Source organism: Rubellimicrobium rubrum (assembly GCF_006152115.1).
GTDB lineage: Bacteria > Pseudomonadota > Alphaproteobacteria > Rhodobacterales > Rhodobacteraceae > Rubellimicrobium > Rubellimicrobium rubrum.
The window spans coordinates 15,424-39,118 of sequence record NZ_VDFU01000027.1; the positions used below are offsets into that span (position 1 = coordinate 15,424).

At 66.4% G+C, this 23,695-nt stretch carries 18 protein-coding genes and 1 pseudogene; 6 read left to right on the plus strand and 13 right to left on the minus strand.

The genetic code is table 11. The features are described from left to right. Positions 1-1,018: 1,018 nt before the first annotated feature. From FHG66_RS16995 to FHG66_RS17010, 6 genes and pseudogenes are all read right to left on the minus strand, one after another. On the minus strand, positions 1,019-2,005 hold the full coding sequence (locus FHG66_RS16995; RefSeq protein ID WP_139078246.1) for a calcium-binding protein: 987 nt from the start codon (positions 2,003-2,005) through the stop codon (positions 1,019-1,021). A 581-nt stretch (positions 2,006-2,586) separates the two neighbouring features. Beyond that, a complete protein-coding gene (locus tag FHG66_RS22685) occupies positions 2,587-2,709 on the minus strand; it encodes a hypothetical protein (RefSeq protein WP_281282959.1) in 123 nt (40 codons plus the stop codon). Between the two features lie 202 nt (positions 2,710-2,911). Beyond that, entirely contained in the window at positions 2,912-3,169 is a 258-nt protein-coding gene (locus FHG66_RS21705; RefSeq protein ID WP_176556313.1) for an AI-2E family transporter, read from the minus strand. A gap of 193 nt (positions 3,170-3,362) precedes the next feature. Next, positions 3,363-6,152, minus strand: a complete 2,790-nt coding sequence (locus FHG66_RS17005; RefSeq protein ID WP_176556314.1) for a CHASE3 domain-containing protein — start codon at positions 6,150-6,152, stop codon at positions 3,363-3,365. A gap of 198 nt (positions 6,153-6,350) precedes the next feature. Continuing rightward, positions 6,351-6,613, minus strand: a pseudogene (locus tag FHG66_RS22425) (IS5/IS1182 family transposase); the annotation flags it as partial. 351 nt (positions 6,614-6,964) lie between these two features. Then, positions 6,965-7,780 carry an SDR family oxidoreductase gene (locus FHG66_RS17010; RefSeq protein WP_139078249.1) on the minus strand — a complete coding sequence of 272 codons (816 nt, stop codon included), beginning with the start codon at positions 7,778-7,780 and terminating at the stop codon, positions 6,965-6,967. A gap of 115 nt (positions 7,781-7,895) precedes the next feature. Between FHG66_RS17010 and FHG66_RS17015 the strand changes: the two genes are divergently transcribed. Beyond that, positions 7,896-8,786 carry a LysR family transcriptional regulator gene (locus FHG66_RS17015; RefSeq protein ID WP_139078250.1) on the plus strand — a complete coding sequence of 297 codons (891 nt, stop codon included), beginning with the start codon at positions 7,896-7,898 and terminating at the stop codon, positions 8,784-8,786. 459 nt (positions 8,787-9,245) lie between these two features. Here the strand turns inward: FHG66_RS17015 and FHG66_RS17020 are convergent, their stop codons facing one another. From FHG66_RS17020 to FHG66_RS17040, 5 genes are all read right to left on the minus strand, one after another. Continuing rightward, positions 9,246-11,363 (minus strand): serine hydrolase domain-containing protein, encoded by a 2,118-nt coding sequence (locus FHG66_RS17020; protein ID WP_139078251.1) that lies wholly within the window; start codon positions 11,361-11,363, stop codon positions 9,246-9,248. 49 nt (positions 11,364-11,412) lie between these two features. Continuing rightward, the gene (locus FHG66_RS17025) at positions 11,413-12,765 is read right to left on the minus strand and encodes a sensor histidine kinase (RefSeq protein ID WP_139078252.1); all 1,353 of its coding nucleotides are present in this window, start codon (positions 12,763-12,765) and stop codon (positions 11,413-11,415) included. 3 nt (positions 12,766-12,768) lie between these two features. Then, positions 12,769-13,443: a response regulator transcription factor gene (locus FHG66_RS17030; RefSeq protein WP_139078253.1), complete on the minus strand. Its 675-nt coding sequence runs from the start codon at positions 13,441-13,443 to the stop codon at positions 12,769-12,771. 928 nt (positions 13,444-14,371) lie between these two features. Continuing rightward, a complete protein-coding gene (locus FHG66_RS17035; protein WP_139078254.1) occupies positions 14,372-17,512 on the minus strand; it encodes an efflux RND transporter permease subunit in 3,141 nt (1,046 codons plus the stop codon). A 25-nt stretch (positions 17,513-17,537) separates the two neighbouring features. Next, complete coding sequence (locus tag FHG66_RS17040; protein WP_139078255.1) at positions 17,538-18,737, minus strand: efflux RND transporter periplasmic adaptor subunit; 1,200 nt, start codon at positions 18,735-18,737, stop codon at positions 17,538-17,540. Positions 18,738-18,901: 164 nt separating this feature from the next. Here FHG66_RS17040 and FHG66_RS17045 point away from each other — a divergent pair, with 164 nt between their 5' ends. Further along, positions 18,902-19,624, plus strand: coding sequence for a TetR/AcrR family transcriptional regulator (locus FHG66_RS17045; RefSeq protein WP_176556315.1), 723 nt, complete (start codon positions 18,902-18,904; stop codon positions 19,622-19,624). A gap of 97 nt (positions 19,625-19,721) precedes the next feature. Here the strand turns inward: FHG66_RS17045 and FHG66_RS17050 are convergent, their stop codons facing one another. Together FHG66_RS17050 and FHG66_RS17055 are read right to left on the minus strand one after the other, a co-directional pair. Beyond that, entirely contained in the window at positions 19,722-20,384 is a 663-nt protein-coding gene (locus FHG66_RS17050; RefSeq protein WP_139078257.1) for an outer membrane protein, read from the minus strand. A 258-nt stretch (positions 20,385-20,642) separates the two neighbouring features. After that, positions 20,643-21,074, minus strand: a complete 432-nt coding sequence (locus FHG66_RS17055) for a winged helix-turn-helix transcriptional regulator (protein WP_139078258.1) — start codon at positions 21,072-21,074, stop codon at positions 20,643-20,645. Positions 21,075-21,182: 108 nt separating this feature from the next. On the opposite strand from FHG66_RS17055, the gene FHG66_RS17060 reads away from it, so the two are divergent. The 4 genes from FHG66_RS17060 to queF all read left to right on the plus strand — a co-directional run bounded on the left by FHG66_RS17060 (position 21,183) and on the right by queF (position 23,636). After that, positions 21,183-21,512, plus strand: coding sequence for a hypothetical protein (locus FHG66_RS17060; RefSeq protein ID WP_139078259.1), 330 nt, complete (start codon positions 21,183-21,185; stop codon positions 21,510-21,512). A gap of 120 nt (positions 21,513-21,632) precedes the next feature. After that, positions 21,633-22,058 (plus strand): organic hydroperoxide resistance protein, encoded by a 426-nt coding sequence (locus tag FHG66_RS17065; RefSeq protein WP_139078260.1) that lies wholly within the window; start codon positions 21,633-21,635, stop codon positions 22,056-22,058. 105 nt (positions 22,059-22,163) lie between these two features. Then, on the plus strand, positions 22,164-22,349 hold the full coding sequence (locus tag FHG66_RS17070; protein WP_139078261.1) for a hypothetical protein: 186 nt from the start codon (positions 22,164-22,166) through the stop codon (positions 22,347-22,349). 819 nt (positions 22,350-23,168) lie between these two features. Next, positions 23,169-23,636 (plus strand): preQ(1) synthase, encoded by a 468-nt coding sequence (gene queF, locus FHG66_RS17080; RefSeq protein WP_139078262.1) that lies wholly within the window; start codon positions 23,169-23,171, stop codon positions 23,634-23,636. The last annotated feature ends 59 nt before the right edge of the window (positions 23,637-23,695 follow it).

Consider the following 23,695-nt stretch of genomic DNA (forward strand, 5'->3'; position numbering starts at 1 on the left):
CTATGCGATGGACTCGGGTGACGCCCCTCCGGAGATTGCGACCCAGCCGCTGCTGCGGGCAGCGGGACCCTCGACCAGATGCTTCAGGAGCAGTTCGAGCGCGCGCTGGCCAAGAGCGGCAGTCCCTCCGATGTCGCGAGGGTCTGCGCGGGGCTGATCGCGCTGGCGCGGCCCTTCCCGCTGTCGGACTTGGCCGCCGTTCCAGCTATTCCGGAAGCCGCGTTTAGTGGGATGCAGAAGCTCCAAGAGCGCGCTTCCCCTTCATAGTCCTACTCGATCCGACTCCCTTTCGCGTAGCGATAAGGATTCCAGGGCTTCAGCAACATTGTCCGCGCTCCCGAGCTGTCGCTCGACACGACGCGGCGCCTGGCATCCCGATCGACCGGCCCGATGGGCGCACCTTCGCGCTCAGGTCGGAGCCGAGCGCGTGGCCGAGGTCGAAGGGAGGTCGAAGGCGGTCAGTGTGAGGACCGGCGCTTCGACCAGACTGCATGGACAGGCGCGCCGACAAAGACCTTGACCGCGTCCGCCTCTCGACGACGCATGCCGCTCTCGGCATCTTGGGAGACTTGGCTCAGTTGGCCGAATGCTGTCGAACTGCCGATGAGACTGCCGCCCCTGTAGTATTGTATGAGATACGCCACTGGTCCAGATCCATCCCGTTCTATCCTATCTGAACCAAGCTTGGGTCTGAGCAGCAGTTCCGTCACGAGTGGCTGAACGCTGCGGAAGATCCCGGACTGGTGTCCGACATCAGGGCGGTGGCAGGTAGGCGGCGGGGGCAAACCGCGCGAGATTTGCCCGACATGGGACTTCAACACTACGCGAAAGACCGACAGCACGACTGAGGTCCGGAGCCATGCGCCGCAGGGGTACCGTCCTGTCTCGATCGTAACGGCTAACGCCATCGCGCTCGCGCAAGCTGAAGGGCGGCCCTGAGGAACCGCCCTCGCAATGCCGGACCTCTCCACATCCGACGCAGCCCTACGGCAGCACCTTTTCAGGTCAGACCGTCAGGTCATCCAAGCCAAGGAACGATAGCGGCATAATCATAGAGCTGCTGTGACAAAGCGTTGATGTCCGCTTCGCTGTCGAAGCGCAGTCCATCTTCGAAGTCCTCGCCTGAAAAGCCTTTCAGCGTCAGAGTCTCGCCGTCGCTGATGGTGAATACAGTGCTGGTTCCGTTGTCGTTGACGTCAGTGACAGTGATCCCGGAGTCGTAGAGTGAGAACTCGAGGATGTCGCGCTCCCTAAGGCTGAAGTCGAGAATGCGGTCATTGCCGACCCCGTAGCCCGGGTCCGGCGGGCCGCCCTCGTCGCGGCCAATATCCTCGTCGCGCAGGTAGAGGAACTGGTCCGCACCCGAGCCGCCTGTGAAGTCGTCCGCGCCCAGGCCATCAACCAGGCGGTCCCGGCCCGAGCCGCCGAACAGATTGTCACTGCCGTTCCGGCCGTTCAGGTCGTCATCGCCCCGACCGCCAAAGAGATCGTCGTTCTCACCACGACCATCCAGCGTATCGTTGCCGTTGCCGCCATGGAGGTCGTCATCGCCGAGATTACCGGTCAGACGATCATCCCCGGAGCCACCATAGACCCGGTCGTTTCCCCGCTCGGGCTCCGGAATCTCACCCCGATCGAAAAGGAAAGAGTCCCCCAAGATGTTGTCGTTGCCAGCACCGCCGTAGATCACGTCCGTGCCGTCGCCGCCCCAGATGGTGTCATCCCCAGAACCGCCGTAAAGACTGTCGCGGTCGTCGCGACCGTGAAGGAGATCGAGGCCGTCACCTCCATAGAGTGTGTCGCGGCCTCCGCCGCCGTCCAGGGTGTCGCCGCCCCTCGCTCCGCTGATTGTGTCGTTGCCGGCGCCTCCGAAGATCTCGTCGGCTTCAGGGCCACCACTCAGGCGCGCGCTGCCCGGGCCGCCCTCGATCAGTCGGGCCGCTTCGGTGAAACGAGCCGTCTGAAGCCCTGTCCAGATCGGGCTTTCAACGATGTTCGGTGCCACTTGGGATCCTCCTCCGGTCACATGGCCGGTCGGATCTCGGCTGAGTCCTGACTCGTGGGGTGAAAGCCTAGATCTTAAGTGATGCTGCGCAACAGTTAGGTTGAAGATGCCGACTGCTTCGAAAATCAGCTTCCCAGAGCCCAACACAACCAGTCGTCTGCCGGATCGGCAGCCGAAAGATCGAGAGGAGCGCGGGCCTGCTGGTAGTCGGCGCAGGGCAGCGTTTCCCTAGGTGTTGCCGCAGGGCATAGACCGTGGGCGCCGCTGTCGGGCGCATCTTCGGATCTCGTGGTACCTAACCTTGGGGCCGAGTGTCGTCGAGTGGGCAGCGACGAAGGGCCAAACACGCATACCGTGACCTCGCTGTCCGGTCAGGGCGATCTGCACGGTGACCCCGGACATCGAACAGGCGGTTCCGCCGCATTACCCGCAGAGGTCCAGGACCACGGAGGAGGTCCCCAGGTCAGAGTCGAGTCGCCATGGTTGAGGATGAGGTCGGTGGCGGGGAGGCCACCGGGCCGGATGATGCGGACAGGGCTGCGAAAGCATGCGTCCGCCGGCACAGACGCGTCGCGCGTCCCCTATTCGTGGCCGAGCGCGGCTGTGTCACGGACGGCGGTGCCGGCCGGGTGGACCCCCCGACCGCGGGTGGCATCGAGGAAGTCCGCGAGGGCCAGAAGACCCAGAGCGGAAGGCGCGGTCATGGCGGATCCTTTGGTGGCCGTGTCCCCGCCCTTGTCCGTTCCGGGCTTGCGACAGGCAATCCATTGCAGGCCCAAGATGGTCGGCCCAGACCTTCCCGTTCAGCAACAGCAGCACGGCGATCCACCGGCCGCTTGGAACCTCGGCCAGCATCAGGAGAATGCAGGTGCTGAGCGGGACCCTCAGCAGCGCCGCCAGTGTACCTTACAGGCCCGCCCAAGCGGTCAGCGAGAGGATCACCTCAAAGCGCGACAGGTTCAGGGATCGACCCATCAGGGCAGGTTCCAGCAGGTTGCCATGGATCATCTGGATCGTTGGGACGCCCCGGAGGATCACGGGGAATGGAAGCGGCTCGCCGAACTGTCCAAGCGGCATGGCCGCGGCCAGTGCGACGGCCAAGATGGAGCCGATGGACGGGTTGACGTTGAGTGCGAAAGTGAGGACCGCCCAGGGTAGAAGCAAAGGCGGGCTCGACGAAGTTTCATGACGCCGTTGCCTGCCCGCGCCCTCAGAAGTGAGACGAAGGTCTTCACGCCAAAGTACCGCTTGATCGAGACGGAGGCGCGAGGCGACCTCGATCACCTTGGCGCCCGAGCCTGTTCCGACTGCGGCAGATGAGAATCCGCCCTTTGGCGTGGAGCGGGCTCTGTGGCTGTCACTCCCGATGCTCTTGGGTACGGCGCATGAAGCTCACGACGTTTCCGCCGCTCAGGATGCCCGCCACCGCGCCGGCCAGATCTGCCATGCGGAATGGCTTGGGAAGGCGGGGTAGGCCGCCGCTGGCGGAGGGGGCCAGGTCGGCGTAGCCGGTGACGAGAAGCGCCGGAAGGCTGGGGCGGATCTGCCGCAGGCTTTCAACGAGGTCCACGCCGTTCATCCCCGGCATCAGGAAGTCGGTGACCAGGACGTCGGGCTCGAAGCCCGACCGCATCAAGGCCATCGCCTGACTGCCGCCATTGGCCTCGGTGACGTCATAACCCAGGTCCCTGAGCATCTCGGCGGTGCCGGCGCGCACCACGGCTTCGTCGTCCACCAGAAGGATGCGAGCGGCGAACGGCGCCGGCGCCAGCTCGCGCGGCAGTAATGGCGCGACCACGGGCGCCTCATCGGTCTCGGGAAGCCAGATCTCGGCCCGAGTGCCGAGGCCCAACGAGGAGGACAGGGCAAGCGTGCCGCCCGACTGCGCCGCCATGCCATGCACCATCGAGAGGCCGAGCCCTGTGCCCTTGCCGATGCCCTTGGTCGAGAAGAACGGCTCGACTGCCCGAGACAATGTTTCCTGGTCCATGCCCCCGCCCGTGTCGACCACCGAGAGGCGAACGTATCGGCCGGGTGCCAGGCCCGTGGGATGGTTAGCACCAACCTGCTCGCCCTGGGCGGACATGGTGAGCCTGCCGCCCCCAGGCATGGCATCCCGGGCGTTGAGGGCGAGGTTGAGGAGCGCGAGCTCAAGCTGGTTGGAGTCGACCTTGGCCGCAGGCAAGCCGTCCTCCACCTGGACAGAGACCGTGATCTGTGGCCCGATCGAGCGCTGGATCAGTTCCGTCATGCCATGGAGGAGCGCGCCGACGTCCACAGGCCGCGCTTCTAGATGGCTGCGACGGGCAAAGGCCAGGAGGCGGGTCACCAGCACGCAAGCCCTCTCGGCCGCCTCCAGGCCACCGCGGATCAGGCGCAGGGTGCGCTCGTCGCCATCAAGCTTCTTCTGTGCCCGTTCGAGCGAGCCAACAATCGGGGTAAGGAGATTGTTGAAGTCGTGGGCTACCCCGCCCGTGAGCTGTCCCATCGTGTCGAGCTTGCGCATCTCGTGCAGCTGCGCCTGCGCCGCCTCGCGCTCGACCATCTCGGCTCGGAGGTGGCTCGCAGCAGCCTCCAGCTCTGCTGTGCGCTCGGCGACGCGCGCCTCCAGCTCCGCGTTGAAGGAACGCAGGCGCTCCTCCGTTCGGATCCGCTCGATGGCGAGCGCTACATAATGGCAGATGGTGTGGAGGAGGGTGAGGTCCTCCTGGCTGAATCGCTCGTCCGAGCGGCGCCCAAAGGCCAAGGTCCCCAGGAGGTTGTCATCGACCACGAGCGGCGTGCAGGTATAATCCGTGATCCCGATCGGCTTGAGGTACACCGACAGAGGCTCCTCCGAGACGAGGGCGTCGGCCAAGTGCCGGGGCTGGCGATCGCTGGCCACCGTGCCACAGATCGTCTGGCCCAGGCGGATGCGGCTCACGTCGCGAAGCGTGGCCTCGTCGAGCCCGTTCTGGGCCACGAGGAGCAGGTCTCCTTCCCCGGTCAGGCGGTAGTTGAGGAAGACGTCGAGGCGCAGGGGACCGGCGATCAGCCCGAAGATGTCGGCCACCATGGCGGCGGGATTGCCCGAGGTCAGGAGCCGCGCCGCGGCCTCCCCCAGGAGTGCGATCCGCTCCTCACTGCGGCGCGCGCCCGTGATGTCGCGCGAAGCGGAAAGGAGCTTCTCCGGCGCCCCCTCCGCGTCAAGAATGGGGCTGACCGAGACATCCCACCACTTGGGCGTACCCTTTGCCGTCGGGCAGAAGGCTTGGAAGCGCCCGATGCCGCCGGCCAGCGCATCATCGATGGCAGCGCGTACCTTGGGCCGGTCGTCCGGCTTCCAGAACGACAGCCAGTCAGCGCCCTTGAGTTGGCGGTCGAAGTCGTCGATCTCCATGGCGCAAAGGCCGCCCTCGGAGAAGAACTCGAGCCGGGCATCAAGGGTCATGAGCTTGACGCAGTCGGGCGAGGCCGCGAGGACCCGGCGGTTGAACTCGTCGCTCGCCCGGAGAGCTTCGGACGAGTTCGCGCGTTCCTCGGCGCGGGCCATGGCGAGGCCGAAGCGGGCGGCGACGCCCAGCAGAAGCAGCCCGAGGACACCAGCTGCATAGGTGAGCCATCGCGACCTGAGCGCCGCCTCGTCGGCTCGGGCGCTCCGCTCCCGGAGCAGACGCTCTTCCTCGGCGATGATCACGTCGATCTGCTGGCGCGCGCGCTCCATGGCATCCCGGCCAGTCCCAGAGCTGATGAGAGCCAAGGCATCCGAGCGCCGCCCCACCTGCTCCAAGCCGACAACGTCCTCAAGGATGTCCAGCCGCTCATGGGCGAGCGCGTGGAAGCGAGTGAGGTTCTCCTGCTGGCTGGGGTTGTCGCTGGTGAGCCGAAGCAGTTCACCCGTCAGGTCGTCGAGCGTCTTGTGCGCCTGCTCGTTCATGTCGAGATAGGCCGGATTCTGGGTCAACAGATAGCCGCGCTGGCCGGTCTCGGCGTCCAGGAGAGCCGCAAGCAGGCGCTGCGCCTGGGCAATGACCTCGACCGTATGGATCCGCCAGCCTTCGGCCTCCTGCCGTGCCTTATCCTGACGAAGACTGACAAGGAAGAGCGCTGCCAGGAGCACCAGAAGACCCAAAAGGCCCGGCAACCCAGAACGCAAGGAGAAGGGCATCTCGGTCCTCATCATGCAGGGAAGTCGAACAGGCAGCTGAGACCCGAAAGGAAAAGCGGGCCCGACGTTCGACGGGCCTTTAACCGACTCTGGTCAAGAATCCACTCTTTTCTGGGCCTCAGGGTCGCAACACTATGACGCACCGAATGGGGGTGATCGGCAGAGCGGGGTCCAACGATCGTCGGCGGATGAGTTGGGTTACAAGCCGAAGCGGCGGGGCTGGAAGCGACGGGTCTGATTGGAGCAGATGAGGGCGCATCCGAGGGGGACCAAGGCTCCGTGGATGTCGCTACGATGCTCGTGAGCCGGATCCCGAGGCGACGGAAGCGGCTGAGCCAAGCAACCGTCCGTTCCACCACCTACCGAGTTCGACCAAGCCCTTGGCTCGTCTCCACGCCGCACCGCGCGATGCGGGGCCGGATGGAGCGGGCGCGGCATTCTCTGCGGCAGCGCCGGCGGTCGGCTGGCCCGGTTCCGGTCTGGACCGGCCTTATCTGGTGGCGGCTCATAGCCTCGATGACGGAGTCCAGCCCCCAGAAATCCTGGGTGCCGTTTTGATCCACCATCGGCCGGGAGATGCCACCCTGATGCCGAGAGACCGAAGGAGCGCATGGTCGTCGTCGCTGGGCCGGACCTGCTTGGTGCCGCAGCCTGCTTCCCCGCGGCGAACCCGCGCGGCAAGACCCACTTGGACGCTCTCGACGGCGAGAGACCCCTTGGCCAGGGCCCGACCGAGGGCTCCCTGGGCGCCGGTGGCGATCATGGTTCTCGTGTCGAACCGAGCTGACCATCTGGGTTGCAGGCGGCAAGGCTCAGAGCCCGAACATGGCACGCAGGCTGCCCTGGAAGTCGGCGTCGCCCTCTGCGCTGCGGCGGGCCAGGAGGGCCTCGGCATCCGAGCCGGCGACATAGCGGAGCTGGTCCGAGCCGTCCGTCGCCGCCCGGAGGATCGTCGCGGCCACAGCAAGAGGATCCGAGCCCGAGGCCTGCCCGGCGGCCGTGCTCGCCATCAGGCGCTCGACCAGGGGCTGGTACTCGGTGAGGCGCTCGTCGTTGCTGAAGACGAGGGAACGGTCGACAAAGTCGGTCCGGACCATGCCGGGCTCCACGATCTTCACACGAACCCCGATTGCGGCCATCTCGAAGCTCAGGGCCTCGGACAGGCCTTCCACCGCGAACTTGGTGCCGTGGTAAAGCGCGCCGAGCGGAAAGGCGATCCGGCCGCCCATCGAGCTGACGTTGACGATCAAGCCCGCCCGGTTGGCACGAAAGTGCGGGATCAGCGCCTTCGTGACCCGCAGGACGCCCAGGACGTTGGTGTCGAACTGCCGACGGACCGTGTCCATCGGCGTGGCCTCGAGCGGACCGTAGGCGCCGACGCCCGCGTTGTTTAGCAGGACATCGATCCGGCCGAAGTGGTCGAGGCCCTGGGCGACGGCGGCGTCCACAGTGGCCTCGTCCGTCACGTCGAGCCTTGCCACGAGCACGCGGTCGAGGTCCGACAAATCCGCTTCGCGTTCGGGCGAGCGCATGGTGGCGACGACGTTCCAGCCTTGGGACTGGAACAGCCGGGCCGTAGCCCGGCCGATGCCGCTGGACGCGCCGGTAATCAGGATGGTGTTCGTCATGAGGGTGGCTCCTTGCTACGGGGGCCGGTCCGGCCCTTGGTCCGCAACATCTGGCAATTGACCGTTCCGCAACAATCGTGCTCAGAGCGCATGAAGGGATGAGTTGGATTCAGCAATGCGGCAGGCCGGCCTCGCGCATCTCGTCAGCTTCCTGGCCATCGCAGAGCACGGGAGCTTCCGGAAGGCTGCCGAGGCTCTGGGCCAGTCGCCCTCGGCGCTCAGCCACGCAGTCCGAGGGCTGGAGGAACGGCTGGGACAGCGTCTCCTGAACCGGACCACGCGCAGCTTGGCGCTGACCGATGCCGGGCGGCTGCTCCTCGCGCGGGTTGGGCCCGCCATGCGGACAATCCAGGACGCCCAGGCTGAACTGGCCGAGGCGAGCGACCACCTGAGGGGCAGGATCCGTATCAACGCGATGGAGAGCGGCGCGATGGCCCTTTTGCGCTCGGCAGTGGCCCACTTCGCGCACCATCATCCCGAGGTGGAGATCGAGATCGTTACCGACACTTCCTTGGTCGACATCGTCGCTGCGGGCTTTGACGCCGGGGTGCGGCTGCGCGAGGCGGTGCCGCTCGACATGGTGGCCGTGCCCATCGGACCGGAGGCCGCCTTTGCGGTCGTGGCCGCGCCCGGCTACCTGAGTGTAATCCCCCCGCCCGCGTCGCCAGCGGACTTGGCGCGGCATCGCGGCATCCGACTGCGCTTCCCAGGCGGAGTGATCAGCCGATGGGAGTTCGAGCGGCGGGGCGAGGCGGCCGTGTTCGATCCTCCCTCCGGCCTGACGCTCGACAGCCTGAACGTGGTCGTCGAGGCGGCGCTGCAGGAGCTTGGTCTCGCTTGGGTGCCGCTCGACCTCGTGGCCGATCATATCGCCGCCGGGCGCCTTGTTCGCATGTTGGAGGAGTGGTCGCCTGCCTTCCCGGGCCTGTGCCTTTACTACCCGAGCCAAAGACATCATGCGAAGGCGCTGTCGGAATTCATCCGGCGTGCGCGACACGAGTCTTAACGGAGGGCAGCGCATCCGGCGTAGGTGTCGCGCCGACCTGTTTCGCATGAGGAAAGCTGGACCGGTTCTTGGTGAAGCTCCGGAGGTTTGCCTCATGTCGGACGGACCTCAATCCAGCCTCGCTCTTGGTCGCGAACCAAGGCAGAGCTCGGTCGATATCGGCCGGCGCAATTGTAATCGAGCTTTTCGCCCGGCCGACACCGAAGATGCTGGATGTGCGATTGACGTCGCCGCTGAACTTCGCATCCTCCAAGACCACACTCCCCGGCGGATCGCCCGCCGGTCGTCTAGTGCACCCTCACTTTGCGCGGCGGATGCTATCGTACGTGTCTCCATGGGTCGTGCAGTCCCGTATCCATCATCTCCTTGGTATGTCTTGGTCTGACCTCTCGCTTGGAATGTCCCGATGCTCCACGAAAGGCCGGGCCCGGTATGAGCCCGGCCCGGCCGGCTCGTCGATCAGTAATGCAGGCCCCAGCTGATGAGATCGTAGGCCCAGGCCACCCAGAGCAGGAGCAGGGCCGCCGCCAGCAGGATCCCTCCCCAGAGCCGGTGACCCCAGCCGCGCGTTCCTGTCCAGGCCCGGGACGCTTCCCGGGCGGCGGACAGGGCCAAGCCACCGAAGATGACCGGCGTCAGAATCTGTAGGCTCCGCAGCAACGGGTCGAGCGGGCCTCCCAGCAGGGCGAGCCGCGAAAGCCCGAGCCCGATGAAGGCCACCCATCCTACGACAGCCAGCAGCACGAGCCAGGAAAAGCCATGGGTCATCCGTCTGCCCCACAGGTCTTTTCCCCGAAGGGGCTGCGGCACGCCATGCCGCCACCGAGCCACGGCTCCGGCCGGCCAAGCCAACGCGCTCAGGGCCACCACGAGGAGCGAGGTCATGACCGCCGGCAACAGCCATGCCGGATCGCGCCACCAAGGCACGCGGTCGAAGACAAGGAACGGTGACGCGGCGTCATAGCTGATCCGGACGACCTTCCCGTTCTCCACCACCGCGGCCACTCGCGTGTCGCCTGGGGCATTGCCCCAGACATTGGGCTCGGTCTCGACCCAATGCTGCGGCTGGTCGGCGGTCCCGGGGAAGGCGGGCGCGGACAGGCTGCCCTCCTCGTCGACGGCGAGACGCACCGGGGCCACGAGGTCGAGGATGCTCAGGAAGGTGGTGGGAGAGCCTCGGCTCGCGACGTAGCGGCCCGCCATCTGCGCTGCGTGTTCGGCTGACGTCGCGGCGTCGATGCGCTCCTCGGTCCTGGGAGGCGCGGGGAAGTAGCGATCCGCAAACTCCTGCAGGAGAGCCGCCCGGATGGCGTGGGCCGTTCCCGGCGTGCCGTTGCTGTTCACGGCGACGAAGAGACCCACGTCTTCAGCTGGGAACAGCATGAGCTGCGAATGGCTGAACTCCGTGTCGCCCGCATGACCGATGGCGCGGCGGCCGTTGACCTCCTGCTCGTAGAAGCCCAGCGCCATGCCGTTAAGCGGCGGCACGAGCCGGGTAGTCGTGTCGTGCATGAGCGCAGCCGTTTCCGGGCGCAGGAGCCCCCGGCCGTCCTCCAGATGCGCGATCATGAAGCGGCCCATGTCGGCGCCCGAGGCGGCCAGACTGCCCGCCGGGGCCGGGACCACGATCTCGTAAGGCTGCGCCTTGCCCGAGGCGACGTCATAGCTCTGCGACACGAGCGGTTGGAGATCCTCCGGCAAAGGCTGGCGGAAGCTCGAACGCGCCATCCCAAGGCGGGCGAAGACATGACGCTCTATATAGTCGTCGAAGCTCAGGCCCGAAGCACGCTCGACCAGATGGGCGGCGAGAGCGGTGCCGTAGTTGGAGTAGGCAGGCGTCGTGCCCGGCGGGAAGATGCGGGGCGGCAGGTTCTCGCGGAGGTATGTCTCCATTGGGACGACGTGCGAAGGATCGTCGGTGATGAGGTGGCGCAGGCTCTCGGCGAAGCCCGCCGTGTGGGTCATCAGGTGGCGCAGGGTGATGGGCTGGCCATCGAAGGGCGGGATGGTGAAGCCGATGTACTGGTTCACGTCGGTGTCGAGATCGAGCGCGCCCAGTTCCACCTGCTGCATGACGGCCGTCCAGGTCACGAGCTTGGAGACCGAGCCCACGCGGAACAGCGTGTCCTGCGCCAGGACAGGTGTTCCGGCCGCCACGTCGGCCAGACCGTAGCCCTTCTGGAGCAGGACCTCGCCGTCGCGCACAACGACAGCCACGGCGCCCGCCACGTCGCCGCGCGCCAGCGCGAAGGGCATGAACCCGTCGAGCCAGGACTCCAGATCCGCCCGGTTGAGAGGAGTGGCCTGCGGCTGGATCTCGGGAGCTACGGCGGCCGATGCGTTGAGGCCTTCGGGGTGAGCGCCCGATGGCTCGACCTCCGGTGCCTGCGCGAACCCGGGCGCGGCTGCGCCGAGCGCGAGCAGGCCACCGGCGGTCACACTGCGGAGCCGGCTGGTCCAAGCTGGCGTCACGAGGAATGGCAGGGCGGACTGCCTAGCGAGTGACGTCGTGCTACGGATGGTCTTCGCGGAAAGGTCCGGGGTAGTCTGCGCGGCAAGATCAGTGGTGACAGCCATGGTTTGGCCTCCGATCGACTGAGGAAGCCTCACCGCTAGGACTCGAACCTTACGCCTGCATGAGCCGATCGGACGGTGGGAACTCTATGACGAAGGTGGCGCCACCGCCCTTGGTCGCCTCGACCCGAATGCTTGCGCCGTGATGGCGCACGATCTCGGCGACAATGGCGAGGCCCAGGCCCGAGCCCATCCGAGCGTCTCCATTTCGCCAGAACGGCTCGAAGACGAGCCCTACCACTGCAGGGTCGATGCCCGGGCCATGGTCTTCGATCTCTACCCGCCGGCCATCCTTCAGACGGACCTCGACGCTTCCGCCGGCGGGCTCCGCGCGCAGGGCGTTGTCGAGCACGTTGGCGAAGGCCGCCGTCAGCGCTGCCGGATGCCCGTCCACAAGCGCGGGCTCGCCCGACTGGGAGAAACCGACGGTGAGTTCCATCTCGTGAGCCAAGGGCGCGTAGTCGGCGACGAGGTCGACCAGAAGGGGCCCAAGGTTCATGGGTGCCGGCACGGGCGCCCAATCGGAGGACAGCCGCGCCGAAGCCAGCAGCTGGTCCGAGAGCGCCCGGAGCCTGCGGATGTCGCGCTTCAGAAGCGTGCGCTGTTCGCCTGCCGGCATTGCGTCAACTCGGGCAGCCATGACGGCGAGAGGTGTCCGAAGCTCGTGCGCGGCGTTGTCGAGGAAGCGCTTGCGGGCGGCAAAGGTTGCGCTCAGCCGATCGAGGGCATGATTGAAGGCCTGCGCCAGAGGCCTCATCTCGACCGGCACTGCCGTGAGGTCCAGTCCAGCGTGGTCCCGATCGAGATCTACGCTCGCCGCTTGCCGCGCAAGATTGGCCAAGGGCCGAACACCCGTCCTGAGCCGCCACCATGTCGTGAGGAGCGAGGCGATCAGGATAGGTCCCAGCAGGACGGCAATCTGGGTGCCGAGGATCCAGATCCCATAAGCAAGGTCCAATCCATCGGGCTTGTTGCCGGCAGTAAGGATCAGGACCGGACGACCCTCGATATCGCTCGTCGTCGCGTGACCTTCGACCAATCCCCCGGGAGTAGCGAGGGTGAAGCGGCTGTCCTCCATCAAGACGCCGTTGGCCTGGCCGAAGTCCGGCATGAGCGTGGAGCCCGGGAGCCAGCGGGCCTCGACGGCAACACCAAACCGAAGGCCCTCATGGCGCTGGACGTAGTCGATCAGTTCCGGCAGGGGCTCGATGGCGCTCAGGCCGCCTGCCTCGGCCGCCCGCGCCAGGATCACCGCCGCGCGGGCATGACCCAGCTCGCTCGCCGAGAGATCGTTGGTCAGGGTTGCGTAGACCCAAAGCACCGCAAGGAAGACCGCGACCTGCACGACGACGAGGTCGCGAAAGAGCGTCCCGGTCAGGCTCCAGGCGTGCCTCGAGGCCCTCACCGCTCAGGTCGCGCCGGTGAGCATGTAGCCCACGCCACGCACCGCCGTCAGTTCGACCTCGGCGTCCAGCTCGCGCAGCCGGGCCCGCAGACGCGACACGTTGGCATCGAGCGCATTCGGAAAGACGTCGGCGCCCGCCTCGTACACCGCCTCGACTAGGCTCTCCCGCGTTACCACGCGGTTGGCCCGGCGCACCAGCGCCTCAAGGAGGTTCAGTTCCCGCACTGCCAGGGTCAGGGGGACCCCGCGCACCTCCACTGTACGGTCGCGGGCGTTCAAGACGACCCGCCCGACGCTGATGGGGAGGTCCGGCTCAAGCCCCGGCCGGCGCAGCAGGGCGCGCACGCGCGCGGTCAGCTCGCCGCTGTCGAAGGGTTTTGGCAAGTAATCGTCGGCCCCAGCATCAAGTCCCTCGATGCGGCTCTCTATGTCGTCCAGGGCCGTCAACATAAGGATCGGCATGTCCGCTCCATGCCGACGCAAGTCCGGAATAGCCCGGAGCCCGTCTCCGTCCGGAAGGCGACGGTCGAGGACGACGATGTCGTATGACGCGAGCTCGGCGAGTTCGGTGGCCTCGCCGCGTGTTTGCGCGATGTCGGAGATGACCCCCATCTTCGCCAAGAGACGTGCCAGGAAGCGCGCAAGCTCCTCCTCGTCCTCGACGATCAGCGCACGCATGATCCTTCCCATCCCGCGGCTCACTATTCGCTTCGCAGTATCTGGCGGGACCCAGTCCGAGTAAAGCATCGCCCATGCCCTCCAGCGCTGCGGTGCCTTGGGTTGACCTGACCGAGGCGCCCTATCCGGGAAACGGGCCGAACTCGTTTTGCCGCCCTCAGCTTGGAGAGGTCGCCGACCGGGCTGGGCGGCTATGGCGGCGGTTTTCAGGCGCAGGTCGTCTTGAATCGCCTTCGCCGGGGACGCGACCGCGACGCTCGGCGTGCGCTTGGCCCAGACCGAGCACCACGACGCGCGTGAGGTGGACCGTTTGGCCATTCTCCTCAGGCTCTGCGTCGTGTTGCGTCACTCGCTCGTCCGGCACATCCCGCCCGCTCCCCCTGGATGCGGGAGATCAATTGCCGGCTGGCGGACGCTCGGCGACATCATGCAATGGTCTTGCTGGAGCCTGCGCGCGCACGCGGCCGGACCGCCCGCCCGCTGACCGCCGACTGACGCTCCGACCGCGAATGCCAAGCGTGAGTGCCGCTCGGGGACACATCGAACACGCGGAACATGAGCAGCACCGGGTAGTCCGGCATACGGTGCTCGATGAAAGCGAACCTCACTTCGGTAGCTCCACGACGATGCCGATGGCCTTCTTTGAAATGTCGCCCTCCATGCGCACGTTCAGCAACCATCCTAAAATCCTGTGGACTGGTGTGCCGATGCAGGCTGATCGGATCGTCCCGGCACAGAAGTATGGCGAGGTATGCCGAGAGGCCCAACAGCGCCAGCAGGCTGTGAAAGCGTCTGCGCTGTAGATGCAGCGACGCTGCGAGCAGTGATCTCTGCGAAGGCCTCGACCCGCATCGGGACGATCAGCGGAAGGACGCCGAGGCTGATGCAGCCGAAGAGCGGCCGGCTGTGAACCGACCGCCCCCGAAACTCATGAGGAACGCGTGTGAATGCTCTCGCTGACCCTGGCCGCGCCCCGGCTGTCGCCGCCGAAGATGCGTGCGACGACCACGTAGAAGAGCGGGACGAACAGCACGCCCAGCACGGTGGCCGAGATCGTGCCGCCCAGCACGCCCGAGCCGATAGCCGTGCGCCCGCCCGAGCCCGCCCCATGGCTGAGCACCAGGGGCAGCACGCCCAGGGAGAAGGCCATGGAGGTCATCACGATGGGCCGGAATCGCTGGCGCGCGGCCTCCTTGACCGCTTCGAGCAGGGGCTCGCCGGCCTCCTGCCGCTCGCGCGCGAACTCGACGATGAGGATGGCGTTCTTGCCGGTCAGGCCGATGACCGTGAGCAGGCCCACCTGGAAGAAGACGCCGTTCTCGAAGCCGCCTGCCCAGGCCCCAAGCAGGGCCCCCAGCACGCCGATGGGCATGGCCAGCATCACGGCGAAAGGAATGCTCCAGCTCTCATAAAGCGCGGCCAGGGACAGGAAGACCGCTGCCAGCGACAAGGCATAGAGGAGAGGGGCCTGGTTTCCGGACTCGCGTTCCTCGAGTGACAGCCCGGTCCAGGCTACGCCGTAGCCGCCGGGTAGCTGTGCCGCCAGCCGCTCGATCTCGGCCATGGCCTCGCCCGTGGTGACGCCCGGCGCGGGCGAGCCCTGGATCTGCATGGAGGGGACACCGTTGTAGCGGCTCACGCCCTGCGCTCCCTGGGACCAAGACCCTTCTGCGAAGTTGGAGAAGGGCACGAGTCCCCCGGACGCATTGCGCACGCGCCATTGCTCGAGGTCGGTCGGTGTGGCCCGAGAGCCCGGCTCGCCCTGGACATAGACCCGCTTGATGCGGCCCTGATCCAGGAAGTCGTTCACGTAGCGCCCCGCCCAGGCGACCGACAGCAGGTTGCCGATGTCCGTGGCCGAGACGCCCATGGCGCCCGCCTTGCGCCAGTCGATGTCGATGTTGAACTGCGCCGCATCCTCGAGGCCGTTCGGCCGGGCCGAGGCGATGAGCGGATTCTGCGCCGCCATGCCGAGGAGCTGGTTGCGCGCGTCGAGCAGCTGCTCGTGGCTTTGGCCGCCCCGTGCCTGAAGGTAGAAGTCGAAGCCGGACACGTTGCCGAGTTCGATTACCGAGGGCGGGACGATCGGAAAGGCGAAGGCGTCGCGGATCTGGCTCAGGGCGCCGAAGGCCCGGCCAGCCACGGCCTGCGCGCTCAATGCGGGGTCGTCGCGCTCTTCCCAGTCCTTCAGCTTGACGAAGGCGAGACCCATGTTCTGGCCCTGTCCGGCGAAACCGAAGCCCACGACTCCGAACACGGACTCCACGGCGGCGCTTTCCTGCTCGAGGAAGTAGTCCTCGATCTGCTCCACCACATCGAGCGTCCGGTCGGCCGTGGCACCCGTGGGCGCCTGGACCATGGTGAAGAGGATGCCTTGATCCTCCTCGGGCAGGAACCCCGTGGGTGTGCGCACGAACAGCAACCCCATGGCGACGGCGAGCCCGAGATAGACCACCCCGACTCGGACGGGCCGCCGCACGATCCAGCCCACGCTGCCGGCGTAGCCGCCCAGAAGCTTGTCGAAGCCACGGTTGAACAGGCCAAAGGGGCCACGGGTCTTGGCGTGATCGCTCCGCCGCAGGAGCGTGGCGCAGAGGGCCGGGGTCAGGGTCAGGGCCACCACGACCGACAGTCCCATGGCCGAGATGATGGTGATGGCGAACTGCTGATAGATCACGCCCGTGGAGCCGCCAAAGAACGCCATGGGCACGAACACGGCCGACAGCACGATGGCGATACCGATCAGCGCCCCGGTGATCTGGTCCATCGACTTGCGCGTGGCCTCCAGCGGGCCGAGTCCCTCTTCGTGCATCACCCGCTCGACGTTCTCCACGACGACGATGGCGTCGTCCACCAGAAGGCCGATCGCCAGCACCATGGCGAGCATCGTCAGCGTGTTGATGGAAAAGCCCGCCGCCGCGAGCACCCCGAAGGTGCCCAACAGCACGACCGGGACCGCCAGGGTCGGGATCAGCGTGGCGCGGAAGTTCTGGAGGAAAAGGTACATGACGAGGAAGACCAGGACGATGGCTTCGACCAGCGTCTTGATGACCTCCTCGATCGAGATCTCGACGAAAGGGGTGGTGTCGTAGGGGATGACGTACTCGACGCCTTCGGGGAAGAACTGGGCGAACTCCTCCAAGCGCTCCTTCACCGCCTCCGACGTGTCGAGCGCGTTCGCGCCCGGCGCCAGGCTGATCGCCATGCCGGCCGAGGGCGCGCCGTTGTAGCGCGAGATGAACTCGTAGTTCTCCGCCCCGATCTCGACCCGTGCCACGTCGCCCAGCAGCACGAGCCCCCCGCCTGTGTCGGCGCGCAGCACGATCTGGCGGAAATCCTCGGGCGTTTGGAGCAGGGACTGCGCGGTGATCGTGGCGTTGAGTTGCTGTCCCTCCGGAGCCGGACGCGTGCCGAAGGCGCCAGCCGAGATCTGCGCGTTCTCCTCGGAGACCGCGGTGATGACGTCTGCCGGGGTCAGGTCGAAAGCCGCAAGCTTGGAGGGGTCCAGCCAGATCCGCATCGCGTACTGACCACCGAAGACCTGCACGCTGCCCACGCCCTCAAGCCGGCTGAGATCGTTGACGAGGTTGCTGACCAGATAGTCCGCGAGATCCACCTCCTCGTACTCGCCGCGCCCGGAGATGAGCGAGACCACCATCAGGAAGCCCGCCGCGGACTTCTGCACGCTGACGCCCTGCCGCTGCACCGGTTCGGGCAGGAGCGGCGTGGCTTGCGCAAGCTTGTTTTGCACCTGCACCTGGGCGATGTCGGGGTCGGTGCCGGTCTCGAAGGTCAGGGTGATGGTCGCCGTGCCTGACGAGGTCGAGTTCGAAGAGATGTAGCGCAGGCCGTCGAGGCCGGTCATCTGCTGCTCGATCACCTGGGTGACCGTGTTGCCCACCGTCTCGGCCGAGGCTCCGGGATAGCTCGCCCGGATCGAGACGGATGGAGGCGCGATCTGCGGGTACTGCGCGACCGGGAGGGTCAGCACGGCCAGCAGGCCCACGCCCATGATGAGGATCGAGATCACCCAGGCGAAGACGGGGCGGTCGATGAAGAAGCGGGCCATGCGAAGCTCTCCGGTCCGGGTGGGGTCAGTCGGCGGCGCGGTCGCCGGAGGCGAGTTCGGTGCTGTCAGTGGCCGCAGGGCCGGCTCCGCCTGTGGCCTCCGCCGTCGTGGCAAGCTCTTCGGGCGCGACCGTCGCGCCGGGGCCGGTCTTCTGAAGGCCCGCCACGATCACCCGGTCGCCCGCCGCAAGCCCTTCGCTCACGATCCAGTCCGATCCACGATCCTCCAGGACCGTGAGCAGCCGCTCCTCGACCACGTCCTCGGCGTTGACGACCATCGCGGTCGGGCGCCCCCGACGGTCGCGGCCGACGCCTTCCTGCGGAACGAGGAAGACGCCGTCGGCCGTCCCCGTGGGCATCTCCGCCTGAACGTACATTCCGGGAAGCAGCAGCTTCTCGGGATTGGGGAACTCCATGCGCAGCACGACCACACCCGTTTGCTCATCGACATGCGGTTCGGCCGCGGTCAGTTCGCCGGTGTGTTCGAACTCCGTGCCGTCCGCGAGGATCAGCCCCACGGTCCGGTCGGCCTGCCCCAGATCGGCTTCGGTCTGGCCGCGGCGCCAGGCCAGCAGCTCGGCTGCTGATTGGGTGACATCCACATAGACCGGATCGATCTGGCGAATGACCGTCAGCGGCTCGGCTTGGCTGGCCGTTACCAGCACCCCTTGGCTGGCCAAGGACAGGCCGATCTCGCCCGAGATGGGCGCGCGTATCGTGGTGCGCTCCAGTTCGATCTGGGCGGCCAATTGCTGCGCTTGGGCGACCTTGAGCGCGGCCGCGGCGGCATCGCGGGCCGACACCGCCTCGTCGTAGACCTGTTGGCTGGCCACGTCGCGCGCCCGCAGTTCCTCGACCCGCGTGGCCTCCCGCTCGGCCGCTCCCAGCTGCGCCTCGGCCTGCGCGACGGCGGCCTCTGCCTGGGCCAGCGCCGCCTCGTAGGTTGTCGGATCGATCGTGTAGAGAACGTCCCCTTCCTCCACCCTGCTCCCTTCCTGGAACAGGCGCTCGGTGATGAGCCCGGCCACCTGCGGCCGCACTTCTGCGGAAGCTGAGGGCACCACCCGGCCTGGCAGGGCGGAGGTCAGCGTCACCGTCTGCGGCTGAAGCGTCACGACCGTGACGGCCGTCGGTGGCGGCGCGTCCTGGGCATGGCTGCCGTCGGCCATGCACAGGCTCAGCAAGCCGATAACCGCGACGTACAGCGTTCGTGGAAGGACAGCCATGGATCGAAACTCTCAGGTGGTGGGCCGCTTGGCAGAGACCCGGAGGTGGAATAAAGAAACCTGCCGGTTTCTTAATGGTAGGAGAGTCTAGGATGCAAGCGAATGCTGCAAAGCAGAACTGAGTTTGTGACGTGGTCTGGCTTCTGCCCGGACAGGAGGCACGAGTGAGGGATGTCGGTGACGAAGTCGTGCGGCCGAAAAGGGGGCGCCCCGTCGCGATCCCTGTGCAGGACCGCCGCAAGCTGATCCTCGATGCTCTTGACGAGGCGTTCCGAGAGGCCGGTCTCAACGGGACAAGCATGGCGGCCGTGGCTCGCAAAGCCGGCATGTCGAAGCGCACGGTCTACGAGGCTTTCGAAGACCGCGCCGCCCTTTTCGGAGCCTATCTCCGGCGGCTGCGTGACGACTTCATCCGACCGCTCGATGGGGACGATCACAGCTTGCCCCTTGAGGAGCGGCTGCAGCGCCTGCTGGCGCCACGCTCCGATCCGGCGTCCTTCGAACTGCCGCTTGCCATCCTCCGGGCCATGATCGCCGAAGGGCCGCATCGGCCCGACCTGGCTCGCAGCTTCTTGGAGGAAGGCCCCAGGGCCGTGCAGGGAATGATCCGCGCCGAACTCGACCGTTCCGTAGCAAGAGGAGAGATCGTCATCGCGGATACCCAGGCCGCCGCCGCTCTGCTCAATGACATGATTCGACCGAGTCCGTTCGAGGTTCTGATCGATCCAGCAAGCTTGGCGACCGAAGAGCAGATCCAAGCGCGCTTCGAACTGGCGATCCGGGTCTTTCTACGTGGTATCACCGGTGCCACGTCGGTCGAAAACGGACAGGATACAGGCGGGTCCGCTGAGCTGTTGGAGGGCAGGGCACGTTCGGTGCCGACCTGAGCCCTCGGCTGGTCATCGGGATCCTTGCGCGACGGGCCTCTCGGGAATCGGAGCACCTGGCGGTCTGGGATCCAGACCGCCAGGTGTTGATCCCTGATCAGAACCGGTAGGCTGCACGCACGCCCACGGTGGTCAGGCCCGTGTCGAGACCGTCCACATCAAGGTCGAATTCGTGGCGCAGCACTTCGCCGCCGAGGCTGAAGCGGTCGGTCACAGCATATTCGACGCCACCGCCGAAGTAGTAGCCGTCCGCGCTGTCCTCGCCCGAACCGGCAAGCTCCTCGGAGAGGTTCGCCCGGGCGTAGCCCCCTGTGGCGTAGGGCAAGACGCGACCGCCGTCGTAGCCCAGGCGGAGACCGGCCCTCGCGATGCCCTCGAGATCGGCACCCGCGTCGAAGGTGACCTCGTCCTCGTCATCGACCTTTAGATCAGCCCAATCGTAAGCCACCTCTGCACCCGCGACGATGCGGCCGAAGTCGCGCAGGTAGCCGGCGTGCAAGCCGCCTACCGCGCCGTCGAGGTCTGCCTCGCCCGCGTCACCGTCATCGCGCTCATAGCCGAGTTGGCCAAAGGAAAGCTGGCCGCCGAGGTAGAGGCCGGTCCAGTCGCCCGAAGGGGCAGCCTGAGGCGTGATGACCACCGGGGCCGGCGCGGGTGCAGTCACGGGAGTTTCAGCCACGACTGGAACGAAGCCGCCGGCAGCAGCCGCGCCGGCGCTTGCGACCAGAGCGGCCGCAAAGAGGGGAAGGAGTTTGGTCATGAGAGCGCCTTTCAGGATCAGCTACGGAACGGTCCTTGGTCGAACCGCCTCCGCACCCAAATCGGCCCTTCAGAGGAATCTCTCAAGTAGGATGAAATTTCTGAGGTAGTATGGATTTCCATACTGAGAGACGCACGCCTCCCAGAGCTCGGATCAGCTGGTTCGAAGAGACCGCGCCGCCGAGGTCGACGCGGCTGTCCCCACCCGCGCCGGACAGGTCCGGGGCCAACCTGCCGTCCCAGACCTCGTCTGCTGCCCTCACCTACGCGGGCTTTCCTCATCCTGCTCGTCCACCTCTCCCAAACGCAGAGTTGCAGCATGCTGCTCGGCCCAGCCGTTGAGCGCCTCGAACACGGGCTTTAGGTCGTAGGCCACGGGGGTGAGCTCGTACTCCACGCGGGGTGGCACCTCGGCATAGATGGTCCGGGCGACCAGACCATGGCGCTCCATGTCGCGCAGCTGAGCTGTCAGCATGTGCTGGGTGATACCAGGGATGCCGCGCATGAGCTCGCCAAAGCGGCGCTTGCCGTCCTTGAGGCTCCACATGATCTCGGCCTTCCACTTGCCAGTGATGAGCCGCAGGGCCGCGCGCATGCAGAGCACCGGGTGTGCGTCACCGCACAACGCGAGGCTTTCCTCAGCTTTGGTGCGGGTCTTGATCGTCACGACGCCATTAGTATTCATTTCCATCCTACCTCAGGAAATTCATCCTACTTGATGCTTTTGCCTTGGAGGACAATTTTGTTTCGCAGAGGCGATCATTGCAAGACGCTTCTTGGATTTGTGAAAGGCACGATCATGACCAAGCTCCTCCCCCTCCTCGCCGCTGCCCTTCTCGCGACCGCCGGTATGGCTTCGGCCAGCAACACCCTCGGGTTCAACGAGGTTCAGTCCTCGGGCACCCAGATCGAGTTGGGCACCGTGGTCGCCAACGGCGACGGAATCGTCGAGGTCTACGAGTACCAAAGGGCACAGCAGGGCCGTCTTCTCGGCGCTGATGCTGTCCGTGCGGGCGCCAACACGAACGTGCGGGTCCCGGTTGGTTCCACCACCGCCAACCGGTTCCTGGTAGTCCTGAAGGTCGATGGCAACGTCGTCGCCCAGCAGGTCGTGCGGACCGACAACTGATCGGAACGAAGGCTGCCGCAGCATGGGTTGCGCAACGAGGCGCCGGGTAACCGGCGCCTCTTATGTTTGTCGTCAAGGATCAGGCACCTCGACGCACAACGTGGGACAAAGGAAAACTGCATGAGCGCGATCTACAGCACCAAGGCCACCGTCGTGGGGGGACGCACCGGGACGGTACGGACTGAGGACGGACTTCTGGACCTGCCGCTCGCCATCCCGCGCGAGATGGGCGGCAGGGGAGGGGCCACGAACCCCGAGCAACTCTTTGCTGCGGGCTACGCCGCCTGCTTCGAAAGCGCGGTGATCCACCACACGCGGAAGCAGGCCGAGAAGGTCAGGGACGAGGACATCGAGGTCACCGCCACGGTCGGGCTGGCGTCGAACGGCCAAGGCGGTTTCGCTCTCACAGTCGAACTCGACGTGGCCATCCGAGGGCTGGACCAGGCCGCTGCCGAGGAGGTCGTGGAGGCCGCCCACGCCATCTGCCCCTACTCCAATGCCATTCGCGGCAACGTCAACGTGGCGACGACCGTAAGAGCGCTTTGACTGAAGCGCCCCAAGACGGTGGAGATCACCATCGGTGATCTCCATCTGGGCAGCGCCTTCACCAACATCGTCCATCAACTCTCCGGCTAGGCTGGCATTGCGACCATGTTCTCCATCATGGCCGTAGCCGGCTCTGGCTATGTGGTGGCCGGGGAAGAGGTCGGCCCGGCGATGGCGCAAGGCGCCCAATTGGCCTGCCTTGTCGGAAACTGGTTCGTCCTGCTCGCCTTGGTGGTGGCCTTGCTGATCCCCCGACGGTTCTGTCCAACCGCGCCGGTGCCAGCCCACTGAGGTGGGGTCGGGCGCCCGGAGATGGAGGTTCTACAGATGCGCCGCAACGAGGTCGAATGATGCCTCGCCGCTCTCCTGCCTGGGCGCGGCCTGCGTCGGACAACGGACTACGCGCCTCGAAACTCCTACGGCCGTTAGCGTCAGCCGGCTGCCGCACAGGGCCAAGCCGGCCCCGACACCCAACTCACCCCCCCGAGGACCTCATGAGTAGGAGATGATCATTGGTCTGCATAGGGGGAACGGATGCGGCTCGCAGCCAGGGGCATAGCTCATGCCGTGCGTCGATCCAACGAGCCACACGAGCTTTGACGAAGGTCCGTCATGCACGGACGGCCGAGCGTGGAAAGCTCCAGTTCCTGTTTCTGCCGGACGGTCCGATACACGTCAGCGACATGGAGGATGAAGCCCCACACTTCAACCTCGACATCATGCCCACGCCTGCGGCCAGGGCCCGTGGCACAAGCCGCATCAGCCTGGCCGCAACCGGCTCCACCACGCTGCGAGAGCCCTACAATCTCACCCGGCAGTTCAAGACGCTGGGGGTCTTGCACGCGCGGGTGGGCTGGAACGCGGTCACCCCCAAGCTGAGAGGACCTCGCGGCAACCTATGGCAGGCGCGTTCCATCCAGTTCGGAACGCGTTGGCGGGACCCTCGTGAGAACTTTACTCGAGCTTTCGATGCTGCTAGCCGCCGGCTCAAGCATTCATTGCCTCCGGTCGCAGCCTACCCGGTCAAAACAAGGATCTCTGGATCATTCAGGTCGCTCCCCTTTAAGGGCGGCGTGGTTGCGTAGGAGGCCTTATCCGAGGTCCTTCCCCATGTCTCATGATGACATCTATTCTGGCCTGAGGCAGCTCGGTGCCGCCATCAAGCTCCCCCAATGTCCCGAGGAGGCGGTCCTCGAGCGCGTGCTGAACCCGCAGAAGGGCGTGGCCTATGCGGTCCGCTTTGCGGCGCCCGAGTTCACGTCGCTTTGCCCGATGACCAGCCAGCCGGACTTTGCGCATCTGGTGATCGACTACGTGCCGGGCGAATGGCTGGTGGATAGCAAGTCGCTCAAGCTCTTCCTGGGGAGCTTCCGCAACCACGGCGCCTTCCACGAGGACTGCACGGTCACCATAGCCCGACGGCTCGTGGACCTGCTCGCGCCCCGGTGGTTGCGCATCGGCGGCTACTGGTATCCGCGCGGCGGCATCCCCATCGACGTTTTCTACCAGACCGGCCCAGTGCCCGAAGGAGTTTGGATTCCCGACCAGGGCGTCCCGCCCTATCGCGGGCGGGGCTGAGCCCATGTTCATGCCCCGAACCGAGCGCCACCACGCGGCTCGGCGGCTCGAGTGCTACA

What these genes read in the sequence shown, in the direction of transcription:
- FHG66_RS22685 (WP_281282959.1), bottom strand. Translation starts at nt 2,709, where the DNA reads ATGACCGCGCCTTCCGCTCTGGGTCTTCTGGCCCTCGCGGACTTCCTC.
- FHG66_RS17005 (WP_176556314.1), bottom strand. Translation starts at nt 6,152, where the DNA reads ATGCCCTTCTCCTTGCGTTCTGGGTTGCCGGGCCTTTTGGGTCTTCTG.
- FHG66_RS17010 (WP_139078249.1), bottom strand. Translation starts at nt 7,780, where the DNA reads ATGACGAACACCATCCTGATTACCGGCGCGTCCAGCGGCATCGGCCGG.
- FHG66_RS17015 (WP_139078250.1), top strand. Translation starts at nt 7,896, where the DNA reads ATGCGGCAGGCCGGCCTCGCGCATCTCGTCAGCTTCCTGGCCATCGCA.
- FHG66_RS17020 (WP_139078251.1), bottom strand. Translation starts at nt 11,363, where the DNA reads ATGGCTGTCACCACTGATCTTGCCGCGCAGACTACCCCGGACCTTTCC.
- FHG66_RS17030 (WP_139078253.1), bottom strand. Translation starts at nt 13,443, where the DNA reads ATGCGTGCGCTGATCGTCGAGGACGAGGAGGAGCTTGCGCGCTTCCTG.
- FHG66_RS17035 (WP_139078254.1), bottom strand. Translation starts at nt 17,512, where the DNA reads ATGGCCCGCTTCTTCATCGACCGCCCCGTCTTCGCCTGGGTGATCTCG.
- FHG66_RS17040 (WP_139078255.1), bottom strand. Translation starts at nt 18,737, where the DNA reads ATGGCTGTCCTTCCACGAACGCTGTACGTCGCGGTTATCGGCTTGCTG.
- FHG66_RS17050 (WP_139078257.1), bottom strand. Translation starts at nt 20,384, where the DNA reads ATGACCAAACTCCTTCCCCTCTTTGCGGCCGCTCTGGTCGCAAGCGCC.
- FHG66_RS17055 (WP_139078258.1), bottom strand. Translation starts at nt 21,074, where the DNA reads ATGGAAATGAATACTAATGGCGTCGTGACGATCAAGACCCGCACCAAA.
- FHG66_RS17060 (WP_139078259.1), top strand. Translation starts at nt 21,183, where the DNA reads ATGACCAAGCTCCTCCCCCTCCTCGCCGCTGCCCTTCTCGCGACCGCC.
- FHG66_RS17065 (WP_139078260.1), top strand. Translation starts at nt 21,633, where the DNA reads ATGAGCGCGATCTACAGCACCAAGGCCACCGTCGTGGGGGGACGCACC.
- FHG66_RS17070 (WP_139078261.1), top strand. Translation starts at nt 22,164, where the DNA reads ATGTTCTCCATCATGGCCGTAGCCGGCTCTGGCTATGTGGTGGCCGGG.
- queF (WP_139078262.1), top strand. Translation starts at nt 23,169, where the DNA reads ATGTCTCATGATGACATCTATTCTGGCCTGAGGCAGCTCGGTGCCGCC.